The following is a 15004-nucleotide window of genomic DNA, read 5'->3' as shown; positions in this document are numbered from 1 at the left end:
GTGCTACATGTGTGCGGCTAGAACGGAGCGGCCATCGCACGCCCGACCGAAAGGGCTCGCTCCGTTGCAGCATGCGAAGAGAACCAAGAAGAGAACGAAGAAGACCTCTCGGATAGTCCTCGCCACGGCCGCAGCTCTCGCCCTGCTCAGCGGCACCGCCGCCGGTGCGAGTGCGCTGGAGCCCGGCACCGGCCTCGGAGAGATCCGCGGAGCCGGCGAACCCGGCGCGATCAGCGGCGAGTACATCGTCGTGATGAAGCAGACGGGCAAGGACGCACCCGGGGCCTCCCGCCTCAAGTCCGCGCCCTCCGTACGCAGTCTGGCCGGTGACCTGCTCAAGAAGTCGGGTGCCTCCGGAGCCGAGGTCGAGCGCACCTACGCCACCGCGCTCAAGGGCTTCAGCGTCACGGCGGACGAGACGGCGGCCCGCAGGCTCGCTGCCGATCCCGCCGTCGCCTACGTCGAACCCAACCGCATCGAGCAGGGCGACGCGACGCAGGCCGACCCGACCTGGGGCATCGACCGTGTCGACCAGCGCGACCTGCCGCTGAGCGACAGCTACACCTACGACACGGACGCCTCCAACGTCACCGCCTACGTCGTCGACTCCGGTGTGCGCCTCAGCCACAGCGAGTTCGGCGGGCGCGTGAAGTCCGGCCACGACTTCGTCGACGACGACGCCACCGCCCAGGACTGCCACGGCCACGGCACGCATGTCGCGGGCACCGTCGCGGGCAGGACGTACGGTGTGGCCAAGTCGGTGAAGCTGGTCGCGGTGCGCGTACTGAACTGCGAGAACCGCGGCACCACCGCCGACGTCCTGGCGGGCTACGACTGGGTGGCGAAGAACCACGTGAAGCCCGCCGTCGCCAATATCAGCATCGGCGGCTCCGCGACCGACGCCAAGGACGCCGCCGTCACCGCCATGGTCAGGGCCGGTGTGACCGTCGCAGTCTCGGCGGGCAACAACGATGTCGACGCGTGCGAGCAGTCGCCCGCCCGCGCGCCCGCGGTGCTCACCGTCGCGGCCACCACCAGCACGGACGCACGCTGGGTATCCTCCAACCACGGCACCTGCGTTGACCTTTTCGCCCCGGGCTACCGGGTCGTCTCGGCGGGGCTCAGCTCGGACACCGCCAATGCCGTCTTCAGCGGTACGTCCATGGCGGCACCGCATGTCACCGGCGCCGCCGCACTCCGGCTCGCCGAGCATCCCACGGAGACCCCGGCTCAGGTCTCCAGCGCACTGCTGGACGCCTCCACCGAGGGCAGGGTCAGGGCAGCGGGCACTGGATCGCCCAACAAGCTGCTGTACAGCCGCTTCTGAGCTACTGTCAGCAACTCCTCACGGACAGTCCCGAGGTGCGCGGTGCCGCTGAGCACCGCGCACCTCGGTGTGTCCGGGTACGGGAGTGCGGGCCGCCGAGCCTCCGGTCCATACCAATCCCGCTGCGAGGCGAGTGCATCTGAGGGCCCGGGGGTAGAAGGGGCGTGAACCGGGGGGCTTCTCGACGCGCAAGCCGTATGAAGAATGGATGAATTCGGCCGTGGAAGAGAGCCATGGAGTGGTGGTGCCACTGCACCGCCTGGAAGTGTCCGCCCCGCACAAACTCCCCTTCGCCATCGGGACGTTCGACTCGATCGGCCCGCTGTCCCGTGCCGAGTTCCCCCACCGGCACACCTTCCACGAGATCGTCTATGTCACCGGCGGGCGGGGCAGTCATGTCGTAGATCTCTGCCGGAGACCGCTGCAGCCCCCGCAGTTGTGCGTCATCACCCCCGGCCAGGTGCACTACTGGGAGGGTGTCAGCGATCTGGACGGCTGGGTCGTGCTCTTCGACGACGCCTTTCTGCTCGCCCACCCGGGCGACCGCGATCTGCTGCGCGGCCTGGGCGAGCGCTCCGGTGCCCGGCTCGACACCGACGAGGCGGCCGACATCGAGCCGGTGGTGACCGGGATGCTGCGGGAGCACGGGGAGCAGCGCCCCGGGATGGCCTCCGTACTCCAGGCGTATCTGCACATTCTGGTCGTACGGGCGAACCGCCTGCCGGTGGACCACGACGTGCCTCTGACGCAGACGGCCACCGTACGGCCCGGCCCCGCCGCCGTCCTGTCGCAGCGGTTCGCGCGGCTGCTCACCGGCCCCGGAGGCGCCACCGGGCAGTCGGTCCGTGACTGGGCCGCGGAGCTGGGGGTCTCGGTCAGCCATCTCAGCGAGTCGGTGAAGGCGGCCACCGGGCGGACGCCGGGCCAGCTGGTCCGGCAGGCCCAAGTGCTGGAGGCCAAGCGGCTGCTGGCCAGCACCAGCCTGACCGTGGGGCGGGTGGCCCGCGAGGTGGGTTTCGCCGACGCCGCGTACTTCTGCCGCTTCTTCCGCCGGGAGACCGGCATCACGCCGGGCGAGTTCCGGCGCGACAGCGGGGTCATCACCTCCGCCCTGCCCCCGGCCGCCGGGCCTCCGCCTGGCGGGATTCACCATGCCTGCCGTACTTCGTCCATCGACGCACCACAGGCCGCTCCGTAACGTCATGGCCACGCCCGGCCGGCCGCGTCCGACACCCCCCGACGCGAAGGAGAGTCACTGTGGAAGGCGACAACTCCACGGACACACCCGCTGACGGCACCACCCCCGCCGACAGCCGCACTCCCGCGAACCGCACCGGCAACGCGGAGAGCGGAATCAGCCGCAAGTCCGTGCTGAAGGCCGCCCTGGCCGTCGGCCCGGCGGCGGCACTCCTCGGCGGTGGCACCGCGCTGGCCCGGGACAAGGCGGCGAGCGGCAGGCCGCTGACCCCGACCCCGTACTGCGACGACGGGGACGATCCGACACCGCCGCAGACGGAAGGCCCGTACTTCACGCCCGGTTCGCCCCGGCGCAGCTCGCTCACCGGCTCCGGAAGCGGCACGCTGCTGACCGTCTCCGGCTATGTGTTCGGCCTGGGCTGCCAGGTGATCCCGGACGTCCTGCTGGACTTCTGGCAGGCCGACGCGCAGGGCGCGTACGACAACATCGGCTACCGCTACCGGGGGCACCAGTACACCGACGCCTCGGGTGCGTTCAAGCTCACCACCCATGTGCCGGGGCTCTATCCGGGCCGCACCAGGCATCTGCATGTCAAGGTCCAGGCGCCCAACAGGCCGGTGCTGACCACGCAGCTCTACTTCCCGGGCGAGCCGCGCAACAACACCGACACGATCTTCGACCCGGCGCTGCTGATGGACGTGCGGGACGGCGGCGGCGGCAAGCAGGGTTCGTTCGACTTCGTCCTCAACATCCAGCAGGGCGGGGGCGATCCGGGCGAGCCTCCGGGCGGCACCTGGAGCGCGTCCGCCGACTACCGGCCCGGCGACCGGGTCACCTACGGAGGCGCCGAGTACGAGTGCCTCCAGGGTCACCAGGCCACGACGGGCTGGGAGCCGCCGAACGTACCGGCGTTGTGGCGGCGCCTTTGACACCTGTGATCCGCACCGCACGTGTACAGCGTGTGCCACGTGTGACGCGGTGAGCAGGTCCGGGCCCGGGGGCGGTTGACAGGGGCGCCCACCGGGCCCTCGCCCACCGGGCGGCGGGTGTGGGCCGCCGCCCGGTGGGCTTCCGCGCGAGCGCGATCCAGAGCGCGCGCGGCGCGACTTGGCTTGGCCGCGGCCGGTCAGCGAGTCGGCTTCTTGCCCGTCACGCCGAGATGCACCAGCAGCGCCAGGTTCGGCTTCAGTTCGGACTGCTTGACGCCCCAGCTCTGGAAGCCCTTCTGATGCCCGGCGACAGCGGCGAGCATCGCGGCCAGCGAACCGGCGATCGCCGCCGGGTTGACCTCGCGGTCCACCTTGCCCCGGCCCTGGAGATCCTTGATGGATTCCGTCAGGGAGCCCGCCACGGCGTTGAGGATCTTCATCCGGATCCGGTAGAACCGCTTGTCGCCCTCGGCGGCGCCCAGGTCGACGACGCGCAGGATCGCGTCGTGCTTGCGCCAGAACGACAGGAAACCGTCGACCAGTTCCTCCGCCGTCTGCCAACCGGCCTTGCCCGTCCATGAACGGTCCGCGACGAGCGCGTTCAGGCTCGCCGCCTCCTTGGCCATGTACTCGGCGATCTCCAGTACGGCGCCCTCGACGTCGGGGAAGTACTGGTAAAAGGTCGCGGGAGACGTGCCCGCCTTGCGCGCGACGTCGATGACCTTGACATCGCGGTAAGGCGAGGAGTTGAGCATTTCGCCGAGGCAGTCGAGCAGCTTCTGGCGGGTCGCCTGACCGCGGCGCCCGGCTACGCGGCCGTCGACTGTTCGCACCTGTCCTGTCATGCCGTCAGCTTACCGAGGGGTGATCCGTGCGCGATTCGACCGCATGCAAACGGGTTTCCGTGACTGTCAGTGGCGGGGGATACCTTCTGTGCAGCGGGTCGGGAGAGGCCGGATGGCCGGGAGAGGCCGGTGAGAGATCTGCTGAAGAGAGAGGGGGAAATGCCCGTGCGCAGGTCAGGAGGGAGCCGGGGCAAGAGTGACATGTCTGCTTTCTGGTGAACCATCCGGTTATCCCAGTGCAGCACGGTGCGACCCCGCTGCCCCGGGTTCGCTACGGTCGCCTTAGCCAGGAAGAATCGGTCTCCGGGCCCAGGTCCTGGACGGCAGTGAGAAGCTGCACGGGGCGGGTACGAAGCAAACGCCCCTACGGGGAGGTGGCAGGCAAGTGGTGGAGCAGCTGACACAGCACGATCCGCGACGGATCGGGCCGTTCGAGGTGCTCGGCCGTCTCGGTGCCGGTGGCATGGGGCTGGTCTATCTCGCGCGCTCGGCATCGGGCCGACGGGTGGCGATCAAGACGGTGCGGACCGAACTCGCCGAGGATCAGCTGTTCCGCGTGCGCTTCACGCGGGAGGTCGAGGCCGCACGGGCGGTCAGCGGCTTCTACACCGCTGCTGTCGTGGACGCCGACGCGCGCGCAGCGGTTCCCTGGCTGGCGACCGCGTATGTGCCCGCGCCGTCGCTGGAGGAGATAGTCAATGAGTGCGGCCCGCTGCCGGTGCAGGCGGTCCGCTGGCTGGCCGCCGGTATCGCCGAGGCGCTGCAGTCGATCCACGGCGCGGGTCTCGTCCACCGCGACCTCAAGCCCTCGAACGTACTGGTGGTCGAGGACGGCCCGCGCGTCATCGACTTCGGCATCGCCTCCGGGGTCTCGAACACCCGTCTGACCATGACCAACGTCGCCGTCGGCACTCCCGCCTACATGTCACCCGAACAAGCACGGGACTCGCGCAGCGTCACCGGTGCGAGTGACATCTTCTCGCTCGCCTCCACCCTGGTCTTCGCCGCCACCGGCCATGCGCCCTTCCACGGCGCCAACCCGGTCGAGACGGTCTTCATGCTGCTCCGGGAGGGCCCCGACCTGTCGGGCATGCCGGAGGACCTGGGCCCGCTGATCGACTCCTGTATGCGCATGGCGGCCGAGGAGCGGCCCAGCCCGGCCGACCTCCAGACGCAGCTCGCGCCGCACCTCTTCTCCTCTGCGGGGGACGACAGCGGCACGGCCTCGGCCTGGCTGCCCAGCGGAGCGGTGGCGCTGATCGAGCGCAAGCGCGGAGCGCGTACGCCGCGACCCCAGGGGCAAGGCCAGGGCGGCCAAGGCCAGGGAGTCCAGGGTCAGGGAGGCCAGGGCGACCGGGGGCAGGGCCAGGCAGGCGGGCCCCGGCACGGGGCCGGCACGCCACAGAGCTCCGCCGTCGCCGGGCCGGACCTCGCCGCGATGCCGCAGCCGCACGCCTCGCCGCCGTCGCACGCCGCCCCGCCCCCGCCGCCCGCGTCCCCGCCGGAAACCGGCGCGGGCCCGCCCGTGAGGGCACCGTACGCACCCGACACCGCCCCCATGGGGGCGAACGCCGCCGAGAGCTCGGACTGGGACACGGCCTGGCGCCCGGAGGGCCGCGGCAGCATCCCGGCCGGCCCCGGCGGCCCCGCAGCGGTGGGCGCCGGCGGGTACCCGGCTGCCTCTCTCGCCTCCCCGCCCGCCGCACCGCCGAGCGCGCCCGGTCCGGACGGGTCGCACGTACAACTGCCCGGCGCCAAGGTGCCCATCGGCCCCGGCCCGCGCCGGACGGACGACCTCCGGGAGCCCGACCCGGCTTCCGGCCCCGGCTCCGGCTGGGTGCGCCCCCCGAACGGCGCCCACGGTGCCCACGCGGCCGCGCCCCCGAGCCCGCCCGCACACGCGGGGCACGCCGCGCACGCCGCGCCTCCCGTCTCCTCCCCGGGGCCGTCGAGGGCCGGGCCGCCGCCCCGCCCTCCGGCACCCGGCACCCCAGCCGCACCACCGGCTCCGCCCTCCGCGCAGCAAGTCCCGCCGCCCGACGGGGGCACACCGCCCCGCTGGCGCCCGTGGCGCTTCCGGATGTCCAACGACGTGTGGGGGACCCCGGTCGTCGCCGACGATCTGCTGTACGTCACCTCCTTCGAGGTGCACGCCCTCGACGTCGCCACCGGGCGGCGCCAGTTCAAGACCCGCGAGGTCGCCTGGTCCATGGCCGTCTCGGGCGGCCGGGTGCACGCCTCGGACGGGCCGAGTCTGTACGCACTGGACGCCGCCGACGGCTCCGAACGCTGGCGGCTGGCCACCGACGGCTGGGTCTACTCACTGAAGGTCGACCGGGGCACCGTCGTGACCGGCACCCGCGGCGGCGGAGTACAGACATGGGAAGCGTCGACCGGCGAACGGCTGTGGGAGCTCTCGGGGGCACAGGCCGACTTCGAAACCCCGGAGGCCGGGCCCGTCATACACAACGGCACCGTCTACACCTGGGGTGACGGGCGGCTGTACGCAATGGAGGCGCGTACGGGCACCGAGCGGTGGGCCTACCCGGTCGGCGACTCCTCCGCCACCGGCGGCGTCCCCGTGCGGCTCACCGTCGCGGACGACGGCGCGGTCTACATCTGCGCCGGATCGCGCGTCTTCGCCCTGGACGCGGCGAGCGGCGCCGAGCGGTGGCGCTTCGACGCCCCGGCCGCCTTCCTGTGCGCCCCGGCCTTCGTGCCGGGCCCAGCAGTGGCGGGCGGCGGCATCTACCTCGCCGACTACCTCGGCACGGTCTACGCCCTCGACGCCGTCAACGGCCACGACCGCTGGCGCATCGCCACGGAGTCGCGACACTCCACCGAGCCGGTCGTCGTCGTGGACGGCCTCGTCCACCTCGGCAGCGGCGGGGCGCTCTACACGCTGGACGCGGTCAGCGGCACGCCCCGGTGGCGATTCGCGGCGAGCGGCGACGTCATAGGCGCCCCCGTGGTGGCCGCCGGCCGCGTGCACTTCGGTTCCGCCGACCACTGCCTCTACACGCTGGACGCGGTGGGTGGCCAGCTCCGCTGGAAGCTGGCCACCGGCGGTGAGATCACCGGCTCCCCGGTGGCGGTGGGCGGCGTGATCTACGCCTGCAGCAAGGACCGTTGCGTGTACGCCCTCGATGCGGCCAAGGGCACGGGGCAGTCCCGGCAGGGGTAGGCTCCGACGTTCGGGCTGCGGGGAGGTCAGCTCAGGCGGCGTCGCGGTGGTCGTGACGGCCGGATCCGTGGCCGTGGCCATGGCCGAGATGCTGCACTCGGTGCAGCAGCCGACGGGGCAGCGGCTCCTTCCTCGAAACGTCGGTCTCCGCGTCCGCCTGCGCGCCGGTCTCCGCACCGGCAGTGACACCCGTGGCGCCATGCCGCGCGGGCTGGGCTCGCGTGTCCCTGCCGGTGTCCTTTCCGGCGTTCCCGCCGGCGCCCGCGCCCGGGATCACGTTGCGTCCGTTGTCGAGGCGCATGCCCTGCTCTTCGGGCACGACCGTCACGGGCGGCTCCGCCCCCGCGTCCGCGTCCGAATGCGGCTCGGCGTCCGCAGCCGCGTCGGCCGTCTCCAGGTCCGTGGTTCCGGCGTCGCGCGCCTCCACGCGGGGGTCGCGCGCCTGTACGGCTGTCGGCGTGGGCTCGGTTCCGGGCTCCGTTCCGGGCTGGGTTCCGGGGCGGCGGTGGGGGTGGGGTGGGGCGGTGGGCGGGGGTGTCCGCTCGGACGTGGCGGCATCACCGTGGTGCGCGGCGGCTGCCCCGACTGCGGCCGCTCCGCCTGCGGCGGCTGCTCCTGCGCCCGCCGCCGTATCGGAACGGCCCCCGCGCCAGTGGGACCGGGAGTCCCAGCGCGACTCCCGCTCCTCCATACCGCCGGGTACCCGGTGCCGTCCGCGCCGCTTGCGCCTGCCCCGCATCGCCGACGCGCCCACGAGGATCACCAGACCACCCGCCAGTGCCAGCGCCACACCCGCGCCGAGGCCCGTCTCGCCGCCCGCCGTGAGGCTGCCCGCAGCCTGGCCCTGGCGCACCATCCAGAGGATCGTGAAGCCGAGCACCACGACTCCGGCGAGCGCCACCAGCAGCACCGACCGCAGAGCCATACCGATCAGCGCCAACAGCGAGGCCGCGGCCAAGGGCACGAACAGCCCGCCCCACAGCCCCGCGTCTGCTCCACTGATCCCGTCCGGCGTGAACAGCTCACCGAGACGGAAATCCTGCCCGTCACGGGCGCCGTACCAAGAGAGGAAAGGGCTCCACACTGCCGCTGCCGCTCCGATGAGGGCCAGCAGGGAGCCGATCAGGTTCCTGATCATCGCCGTGCCGCCTCGCTTCCCGTACGGGTACGCACAGTGCGATTGCCGCAATTCACGCTACGCCGACGGGAAACCCGGCGCTACCGGAGCCATCCGTGGGCGGATTCCGCCGACGGTTCGGACCCGACAGTCAGGGGTGGATCAGCTTCAGCTTGGGGAAGTAGGTCCGATAGCGACTCTGATCCCGGGTGACCAGACTGTGTCCCGCCACTGAAGCGTGTGCGCCGATGTAGAAGTCAGGGAGAGGCGCTCGCTTGCTGCCCCCGCTGCGCCGGTAGAGGGCGAACGCCTTGCCTGCGAGGAACGCGGCTGGATAAGGAAGCGCCTCGCGGGTGAAGTCCTGCGGGGGAAGGGCCGCGTCAAGATCCTCGAGCCGTGCGTATCGCACCGAGACCTCCGCGTAGATGATGGGGTTGATCACCACGGGACCCGAATCCGCGGCGTCGGCCAGCGCCTGCTCGGACCACGTGCGCCACACCGGATCTTCGCCGAGGACGTCCAGCAGCACACACGTGTCGATCAGAGTGGCGTCACTCACCGCGCAGGAACTCCATCAGCTCGTCTGTACTCATCCCGTCGGTAGCGGCGTCGGTGCCGCTGCCACGCAGTCGACGCACCATGCGGTGGCCCCGGCTTTCCGCGCGTTCCGCACGGTTGATCGTCAGCACGCCATCGACCTCTATGACATCGATCTCGTCGCCTTCGTGAAGGTGGTGCTTGGCCCGCAGGTCAGCGGGGATGGTGACCTGTCCCTTGGAGTTCAGCAGCATGACCGGCAGCCTCCTTGAGTATTACGTGTCACGCGTAATACTACTACGATGCCCGGTCATGCCCCCGCGTATGCGCCGTGCCCGTGAACGCCGCCTGATCCGCGCGGGCCGTTGGCCGTCGCCACCATCCCGCTCGGCGGTGAATGGGGCGGTGCGGGCGCTCAGATGGGGTGTGGGGCGCGGCTGAACGGCAGCTGGGGGGTCTGGGCCGTCTGGCGGCCCAGGATGAACGAGGTGATGCGCTCGGTGGTCTCCACCGGCCGTTCCAGGCCCAGCATGTGCCCGCCGCCGTCGATCAGGGCGAACGAGGCGTCCAGGCGGTCCGCGAGCCGCCGGCCGCCGCTCGGAGGGGTGAAGGTGTCCTGCTCGCCGTTCACGACAAGCGTCGGGAGGGGGAGCGGCGAGAACTCCGTCCGGAAGTCGAGCAGGCGCAGCGTGCCCTGGATGTAGTTGTCGAACGCCCGCGCGGGGAGCTGGCGCATCTGGCCGCGCAGCACGCGGGCGATGGCCTTGCGGCGGCGGTGCGCGGCCGTCACGGAGGGCGGCAGGTAGAGGTCGACCACGATCTGGAGGAACGTGTCCAGGTCGTCCGCCTTCAGCGCGTCGATCGCTCGGTGGAAACCCGCCCGCGTCTCGTCGGACAGCCCGTCCTGTGCCGAGACCATGGCCAGGCTCGCTGCCCGGTCGGGGTGACGCTTGGCGAAGATGTATCCGATGAGGCCCCCGTAGCACGCGCCGACGATGTTCGCCTTGGCGATGCCCGCGTGGTCCATGGCCGCCGCCAGGGCGTCCGCGAGGAAGTCGAACCCGTAGCGGGAGGGGAGCACGGGGACGTCGCCCCAGCCGGGCAGGTCGATCGTCATGATGTCGCTCACGGCGCGGAAGGGGCCCTCGCCGGGCACCCAGGCGTACTTGTCCTGGAGTGCGCCGCCCAGCAGTACGAACGGCTCGGTCTGCGCGCTGGGGTGTTGCAGCAGGCGGTACGAGCAGGGGTAGCCGTCGAAGGTCATGCCCCTGAGCTGCTCGGGGATGACCCCCTGCCCGGGCGGTGACGCCGCAGCCCGGCGCTTGTGTGCGGTGGCGGCGGGTTCGGACGTGAGCATGAGTGCTCCTCCCATGGGTTGGTACGGGCGTTTGCGCTGGACCGCTGGCGCCGCACGCCCGCCACGGGTAGTTACAATAAAGCTTCATAGCGTGAAATCCCGCCATTACGCCCCGGGTGCCGGACTCACTTCGAACCGTTCTTGGCCGTGACGGTGGGGGTGGCGGCGGCGTGGGTGGGGTGGCGGGGCCGGTCCGGTGACGGTCCTTCCGGAACGGCATGATGTACGAGCCGCAAGCGGCCGCACATCACGCTTGAGTGTTCCGGAAGAACCGCCCCCTCCCCGTCCCCTCCCGCTCGTCGTCCGCCGGCCGCGTCACGCCCGGTTGAACGCCCCCGCTTTGACCTTGGCCAGGAATATCGCGAGGCGGACGGGCGTGGTGGCGAGTGTTTCGGCAGGCCGGTCGCTCTCCCGGACCGCGATACTGCTGCCAAGGGCGGCGAGTTCGATGCAGTCGCCTTCCGTGCCGGAGAAGGAGGACTTCTGCCAGTTGGGGGGTGGGTTCATCCGTCTTCCGGTCACCTTGGGCGGGGGAAGGCCAGGTCTGCCTTTATGCACCTGAGTAGCGCGTTGACGCGGCGGTGTTCGCTGATGAGAACGCTACCGGGGTCGTCACTCTCGCGGAGTGCCATGGCGCCGCCGACGGAGGCCAGTTCAACACACTCGCCTCCTTCCTGTGAGAAAGAGGACTTCTGCCAGGTTGTCGGTTCCGACATCGACATCCCTTTCATAGACCGTGAGCAATGCTCCGGATGAGATCGCGTGACTTCTGCCTGTCGAGTGCCCCGGCGTCGACGAGGCTGAAGATAGCGCGGAACTTCTTCAGCTGTGCGTCGGCATCGAGGAAGCTGACACTCTGTGCGCTGTCGATCTGGACGGTGTCGAGCTGCGGAACAGGGCCGCCCATGTGCAGCATGGCGTGGCCGGAACCGATGTAGGTTTCTGCCTCAAAGGGAATCACCCGCACCTCTACGTGCGGCAGTTCGCCGATGTCCTGCAAGTGCTCCAGTTGACTGCGCATCACTTTGCGACCGCAGAAACGCATGCGCAGCGCCGCCTCGTGGATGACGGCTCTGTACGTCGGTGGTCGCTCACGGAAGAGGATGCCGCGACGCTCCATGCGATGTTGTACGAGCGCCTCCAGTTGGTCATTGGGCAAGGGAGGTACCACGTAGCCGAAGATGGTGCGGGCGTACTCCTCTGTCTGCAAGACGCCTGGCGCATGCGTGATTTGGAGGGCGTTCAGCCACGTGGCGTGATGCTCAATCTCCGATACGTCCCGGACTGATGCCGGGAGGATGCCGCGATACGCCTCCCACCAGCCCTGCCCGCGTTGCTCGTGCGTCATGGCTGCAAGAGCCTCGATCAGAAATACGTCGCCACATTCGTAGTATGCGGCGATGCGCCGCAGCCGCGCTTCACTGACGCCAAGTCGGCCTGCCTCTATGTGGCTGACCTTCGCGGGGTCAACGCCGAGCAGCTTCGCGGTGTCTCGTGCTGTCAGCGCTGCGGCCTCGCGCATCCTGCGCAGCTCTCTGCCGAGGCGCTCTTGGCGGGCGGTCGGCGTACTCCTCAGCGGCATCGTGATCCTTCCGTTCGTCTCACCCTCACACGGGAGCGAGCGTCCGGGCGAGCACAGGGGTCATGGTTGCAGTACCGCATGGTTGCCCCGTACGTCTACGTGACGTACCTCTCACGCGGAGGTTGCGGCAGCTGCCCGCTGCCCTGACTCCCGTGTGCTGCCTGTGAGTCGGAAGCACACCCCTTCACGACCGGCCGGTCATTCCGGGGAGGGGCCCGTCACCGCGTGGCGTTCCGCGACGGAACCCCCGGAGGGGCGAACCCATGAGCAGCCGCTGCCCACTTCGTCGCGTCCGTGCTGCGGTCGTTGGGGCTGAAAAGCATCGTTGACGCGGTCACCCTCTGCACGTCCGAGGTGGTGACCAACGCGGTCGTGCACGCCACCGGCCGGGGCTCGCTTCTGTGGCTCTCCGTGGGGGCGCTGGAGGTGCGCGTCACCGTGTACGACGGCAGCGGCATGCCGCCACGGCCAAGGGCCGTGGTGGATACCGGCGAGTCCGGGCGCGGCCTGCATCTCGTCGCGGCGCTCTCCGACGCGTGGGGCACCGTACGGGGCTCCCCGTTCGGGCCGGGCGGCGTGGACGGGAAAGAGGTGTGGTTCGAGGTGGCGTTCCCCGCCCGGCCATAGCAATGCGGGGCCGAGTCGACGACTCGGCCCCGTGACCACCTGGAATATCAGGTTCCGTGGCGGTTGCCCTGATCCGGGCCCGAAAGGGGTATTGAGGTTCCGTGGCGGTTCGCCAGGATCTCGGTGGAAGCCTGGGAACTCCCCTGGGCCAGTGCCTGCTGATGGTGCGCCAGGGCGGGCGCTGCCGCTCCGGCGATAATGCCTGCGCCGAAGGCGGCAAGCACGAGGAATTTCTTGGGGCGGGTCACGGCAACTCCTCTGTACGGGACTGGACTTCCCGCCGTGGCAGCTCAACGCCTTGGTGGGACCTGTTACTTACAGTCTGTGCCGAGAAGCGACCGTTTAGCACTGAAGTTCGGACAGATTCCTGCCATGCACATTGGGGCCCGGCTCCGGCGGTCCCCCTCTTCGCCGCCGATGCCGGACCCCATGTATCCCCCGTGCGGTGTTGGCTCTATTTGGCAGGCTCCGACGTGCCGTGACGGCTGTCGGTGCCGTCCTCCGTGGTCTCGTCGGAGGTCAGGTTGGACGGGATCGAGGTGCCGTGGCGGCTCTTGGTGCTGAGGTTGGACGGAATCGAGGTGCCGTGGCGGCTCTTCGTGCTGATGTCCGTCGGCTCGCTCGTGCCGTGGCGGCTCTCGTCGGGCTCGGTCGCAGTCGTTTCCTCGTGAGCGGTCATGGTGGCTGACTCCTTTGTAGACAAGCGTTGTCACGGCCCGCCCGGCGGCTCCCCCGTGGGCCGCCGGGCGGGCGCTCCAGAGCCGCTCAACCCTACTGGGACAGCGGCTTCTTTCCCCCCATCGATCCGCTTGCCCCCCGAGGCGGCGGGTCGATGTAGAAGAGCATGCCGGTCGCCGATAAACGATCGATGAACGTTTGCTGCCGGTGCTGTCTCAGGCTGCGACGGACGGCATGAGCAAGTCCCGTACCTCGTCCGTCTCCGACGAGCCCAACTGCTCGAACACCGCCAGCGCGTCCGTCCAGATGGCGCGTGCGCGGTCCGTCTGGCCCAGGGCGTTCAGGGACTTGCCGAGCACCAGCAGGACCGTCGCACGGCGCCACTCTCCACCGAGTACGCGCAGCGCGAGAGCCTGTTCCGCATGGGCGGCTGCCTGTCCGGGGCGCTGCGCCGAGAAGTGGGCCTCGGCGATGCGGAAGTGCGTGACGCCCTCCCACTGGCCCTGACGGATCTCGTGGAAGATGGCCAGCGCTTGATTCAGTTCGTCGAGCCCTTCGGGGATTCGGCCGGCCTGTACCAGCGCAGTGCCGAGGGTGTACCTGCAGTTGGCCAAGCGCAGGGCCTGCCCGTGCGCCTCCTGGAGCACGACGCTCTGCCGGGCCAGCCCGATCGCGCTGTCGTAGTGGCCCAGCGCCATGCGGCTGCGCGCGAGGTTGCACAGGGCGCTCGCCTCGGAGACCGGGTTGCCGTGGTGGCGGAAGGCGAGGAGGGCCTCGGAGAGGTATTCCTCCGCGTCGGTGTACCGGGCCTGGTAGTTGGCGACGATGCCGCGGTCGTTGAGGGAGTAGGAGGCGGAGATCGGGTCCTCGACGGACTGGCCGAGGAGTCCGGCCAGGCGGGCCTGCTCGTCGGCCTCGTCGAAGCGGCCGGTGGCCAGGCAGACGCCCGTGAGCACGGAACGCACCCGCGCCTCGGCGTGCGGCTCGCGGGCCTCGTGCGCGGTCTCCAGGAGCGCTGTGGCGGCCTGTTCGTAGGAGCGGATGTTCACGCCCGACTCGGCGAGGCCGCTGGTGGCCATCAGGAGGTCGGCGGCGCGGCGGAGCGTCGCGCCGGAGGTCAGTTGGCGGGCGCAGGCCAGGAAGCAGGCGGACTCGGCCAGCAGCCAGCCGATCGCCTCGTTCTGGCCGGTGAAGTGCAGGCCCTCCGCAGTCGTCGGCTCCAGGTAGTCGGCCAGGCTTTCCCCCGGCTGGTCCAGGGCGTACACGCGGGCCGCGGTGGCGAGGTAGAAGTCCAGGAGGCGGGAGAGGGCGGCGTCGCGTTCGCTCGGGGGTTGTTCGTCGCGTTCGGCGCAGGCGCGGGCGAAGAGGCGGAGGAGGTCGTGGAAACGGTAGCGGCCGGGGGCGGCGGATTCCAGGAGGGAGGTGTCGACGAGGGATTCGAGGAGGTCCTCGGTCTCGTCGGGGGTGCGGTCGAGCATGGAGGCCGCCGCGTGGAGGGAGATGTCGGGGCCGTCGGCGAGGCCGAGGAGGCGGAAGGCGCGGGCCTGGTCCTTGTCGAGCTGGCTGTAGCCGAGTTCGAAGGTGGCTTTGACGGCTTGGTCGCCTGCCTGGAGTTCGTCGAGG

Annotated in this window: 14 protein-coding genes and 2 pseudogenes; 5 read left to right on the top strand and 11 right to left on the bottom strand. The window is 70.5% G+C overall.

Features of this window, described 5'->3' with window-relative positions:
* The first annotated feature begins 64 nt into the window (after positions 1-64).
* The 3 genes from LHJ74_RS22565 to LHJ74_RS22555 all read left to right on the top strand — a co-directional run bounded on the left by LHJ74_RS22565 (position 65) and on the right by LHJ74_RS22555 (position 3454).
* Positions 65-1327, top strand: a complete 1263-nt coding sequence (locus LHJ74_RS22565) for a S8 family peptidase (protein ID WP_260219981.1) — start codon at positions 65-67, stop codon at positions 1325-1327.
* 208 nt (positions 1328-1535) lie between these two features.
* Complete coding sequence (locus LHJ74_RS22560; RefSeq protein WP_260219980.1) at positions 1536-2525, top strand: helix-turn-helix transcriptional regulator; 990 nt, start codon at positions 1536-1538, stop codon at positions 2523-2525.
* Between the two features lie 59 nt (positions 2526-2584).
* Positions 2585-3454, top strand: coding sequence for a carbohydrate-binding protein (locus LHJ74_RS22555; RefSeq protein ID WP_375546807.1), 870 nt, complete (start codon positions 2585-2587; stop codon positions 3452-3454).
* A 197-nt stretch (positions 3455-3651) separates the two neighbouring features.
* Here the strand turns inward: LHJ74_RS22555 and LHJ74_RS22550 are convergent, their stop codons facing one another.
* Positions 3652-4299 carry a TetR family transcriptional regulator gene (locus LHJ74_RS22550; RefSeq protein ID WP_260219979.1) on the bottom strand — a complete coding sequence of 216 codons (648 nt, stop codon included), beginning with the start codon at positions 4297-4299 and terminating at the stop codon, positions 3652-3654.
* A gap of 385 nt (positions 4300-4684) precedes the next feature.
* On the opposite strand from LHJ74_RS22550, the gene afsK reads away from it, so the two are divergent.
* Positions 4685-7483, top strand: a complete 2799-nt coding sequence (afsK, locus tag LHJ74_RS22545; protein ID WP_260219978.1) for a protein serine/threonine kinase AfsK — start codon at positions 4685-4687, stop codon at positions 7481-7483.
* A 31-nt stretch (positions 7484-7514) separates the two neighbouring features.
* Here the strand turns inward: afsK and LHJ74_RS22540 are convergent, their stop codons facing one another.
* From LHJ74_RS22540 to LHJ74_RS22510, 7 genes are all read right to left on the bottom strand, one after another.
* On the bottom strand, positions 7515-8621 hold the full coding sequence (locus LHJ74_RS22540; RefSeq protein WP_260219977.1) for a hypothetical protein: 1107 nt from the start codon (positions 8619-8621) through the stop codon (positions 7515-7517).
* A 130-nt stretch (positions 8622-8751) separates the two neighbouring features.
* Positions 8752-9159 (bottom strand): type II toxin-antitoxin system VapC family toxin, encoded by a 408-nt coding sequence (locus tag LHJ74_RS22535; protein WP_260219976.1) that lies wholly within the window; start codon positions 9157-9159, stop codon positions 8752-8754.
* The gene (locus LHJ74_RS22530) at positions 9152-9391 is read right to left on the bottom strand and encodes an AbrB/MazE/SpoVT family DNA-binding domain-containing protein (RefSeq protein WP_260219975.1); all 240 of its coding nucleotides are present in this window, start codon (positions 9389-9391) and stop codon (positions 9152-9154) included. The genes LHJ74_RS22535 and LHJ74_RS22530 overlap by 8 nt, the downstream gene beginning before the upstream one ends.
* Positions 9392-9552: 161 nt before the next feature.
* A complete protein-coding gene (locus LHJ74_RS22525; RefSeq protein ID WP_260219974.1) occupies positions 9553-10494 on the bottom strand; it encodes an alpha/beta fold hydrolase in 942 nt (313 codons plus the stop codon).
* A 315-nt stretch (positions 10495-10809) separates the two neighbouring features.
* Positions 10810-11001 carry a DUF397 domain-containing protein gene (locus LHJ74_RS22520; protein ID WP_260219973.1) on the bottom strand — a complete coding sequence of 64 codons (192 nt, stop codon included), beginning with the start codon at positions 10999-11001 and terminating at the stop codon, positions 10810-10812.
* A gap of 11 nt (positions 11002-11012) precedes the next feature.
* A complete protein-coding gene (locus tag LHJ74_RS22515; RefSeq protein WP_260219972.1) occupies positions 11013-11210 on the bottom strand; it encodes a DUF397 domain-containing protein in 198 nt (65 codons plus the stop codon).
* 11 nt (positions 11211-11221) lie between these two features.
* Positions 11222-12076, bottom strand: coding sequence for a helix-turn-helix domain-containing protein (locus LHJ74_RS22510; protein ID WP_260219971.1), 855 nt, complete (start codon positions 12074-12076; stop codon positions 11222-11224).
* 282 nt (positions 12077-12358) lie between these two features.
* Here LHJ74_RS22510 and LHJ74_RS22505 point away from each other — a divergent pair.
* Positions 12359-12703 (top strand): annotated as a pseudogene (locus tag LHJ74_RS22505) (ATP-binding protein); the annotation flags it as partial.
* A 47-nt stretch (positions 12704-12750) separates the two neighbouring features.
* Here the strand turns inward: LHJ74_RS22505 and LHJ74_RS22500 are convergent.
* The 3 genes and pseudogenes from LHJ74_RS22500 to LHJ74_RS22490 all read right to left on the bottom strand — a co-directional run.
* The gene (locus LHJ74_RS22500) at positions 12751-12951 is read right to left on the bottom strand and encodes a hypothetical protein (RefSeq protein ID WP_260219969.1); all 201 of its coding nucleotides are present in this window, start codon (positions 12949-12951) and stop codon (positions 12751-12753) included.
* Positions 12952-13157: 206 nt separating this feature from the next.
* Positions 13158-13382: a hypothetical protein gene (locus LHJ74_RS22495; RefSeq protein WP_260219968.1), complete on the bottom strand. Its 225-nt coding sequence runs from the start codon at positions 13380-13382 to the stop codon at positions 13158-13160.
* Positions 13383-13596: 214 nt separating this feature from the next.
* A pseudogene (locus LHJ74_RS22490) lies at positions 13597-15004 on the bottom strand (AfsR family transcriptional regulator); the annotation flags it as partial.

It is taken from the genome of Streptomyces gossypii, assembly GCF_025165795.1.
Taxonomy (GTDB): Bacteria; Actinomycetota; Actinomycetes; order Streptomycetales; family Streptomycetaceae; genus Streptomyces; species Streptomyces gossypii.
This window is presented reverse-complemented; position numbering and strand designations above follow the sequence as displayed.

Bases quoted from the DNA above. Each gene is read 5' to 3' on its own strand.
- LHJ74_RS22520 (WP_260219973.1), bottom strand. From the start codon at position 11,001: ATGAACCCACCCCCCAACTGGCAGAAGTCCTCCTTCTCCGGCACGGAA.
- LHJ74_RS22525 (WP_260219974.1), bottom strand. From the start codon at position 10,494: ATGCTCACGTCCGAACCCGCCGCCACCGCACACAAGCGCCGGGCTGCG.
- LHJ74_RS22510 (WP_260219971.1), bottom strand. From the start codon at position 12,076: ATGCCGCTGAGGAGTACGCCGACCGCCCGCCAAGAGCGCCTCGGCAGA.
- LHJ74_RS22550 (WP_260219979.1), bottom strand. From the start codon at position 4,299: ATGACAGGACAGGTGCGAACAGTCGACGGCCGCGTAGCCGGGCGCCGC.
- LHJ74_RS22495 (WP_260219968.1), bottom strand. From the start codon at position 13,382: ATGACCGCTCACGAGGAAACGACTGCGACCGAGCCCGACGAGAGCCGC.
- LHJ74_RS22560 (WP_260219980.1), top strand. From the start codon at position 1,536: ATGAATTCGGCCGTGGAAGAGAGCCATGGAGTGGTGGTGCCACTGCAC.
- LHJ74_RS22530 (WP_260219975.1), bottom strand. From the start codon at position 9,391: ATGCTGCTGAACTCCAAGGGACAGGTCACCATCCCCGCTGACCTGCGG.
- LHJ74_RS22515 (WP_260219972.1), bottom strand. From the start codon at position 11,210: ATGTCGGAACCGACAACCTGGCAGAAGTCCTCTTTCTCACAGGAAGGA.
- LHJ74_RS22540 (WP_260219977.1), bottom strand. From the start codon at position 8,621: ATGATCAGGAACCTGATCGGCTCCCTGCTGGCCCTCATCGGAGCGGCA.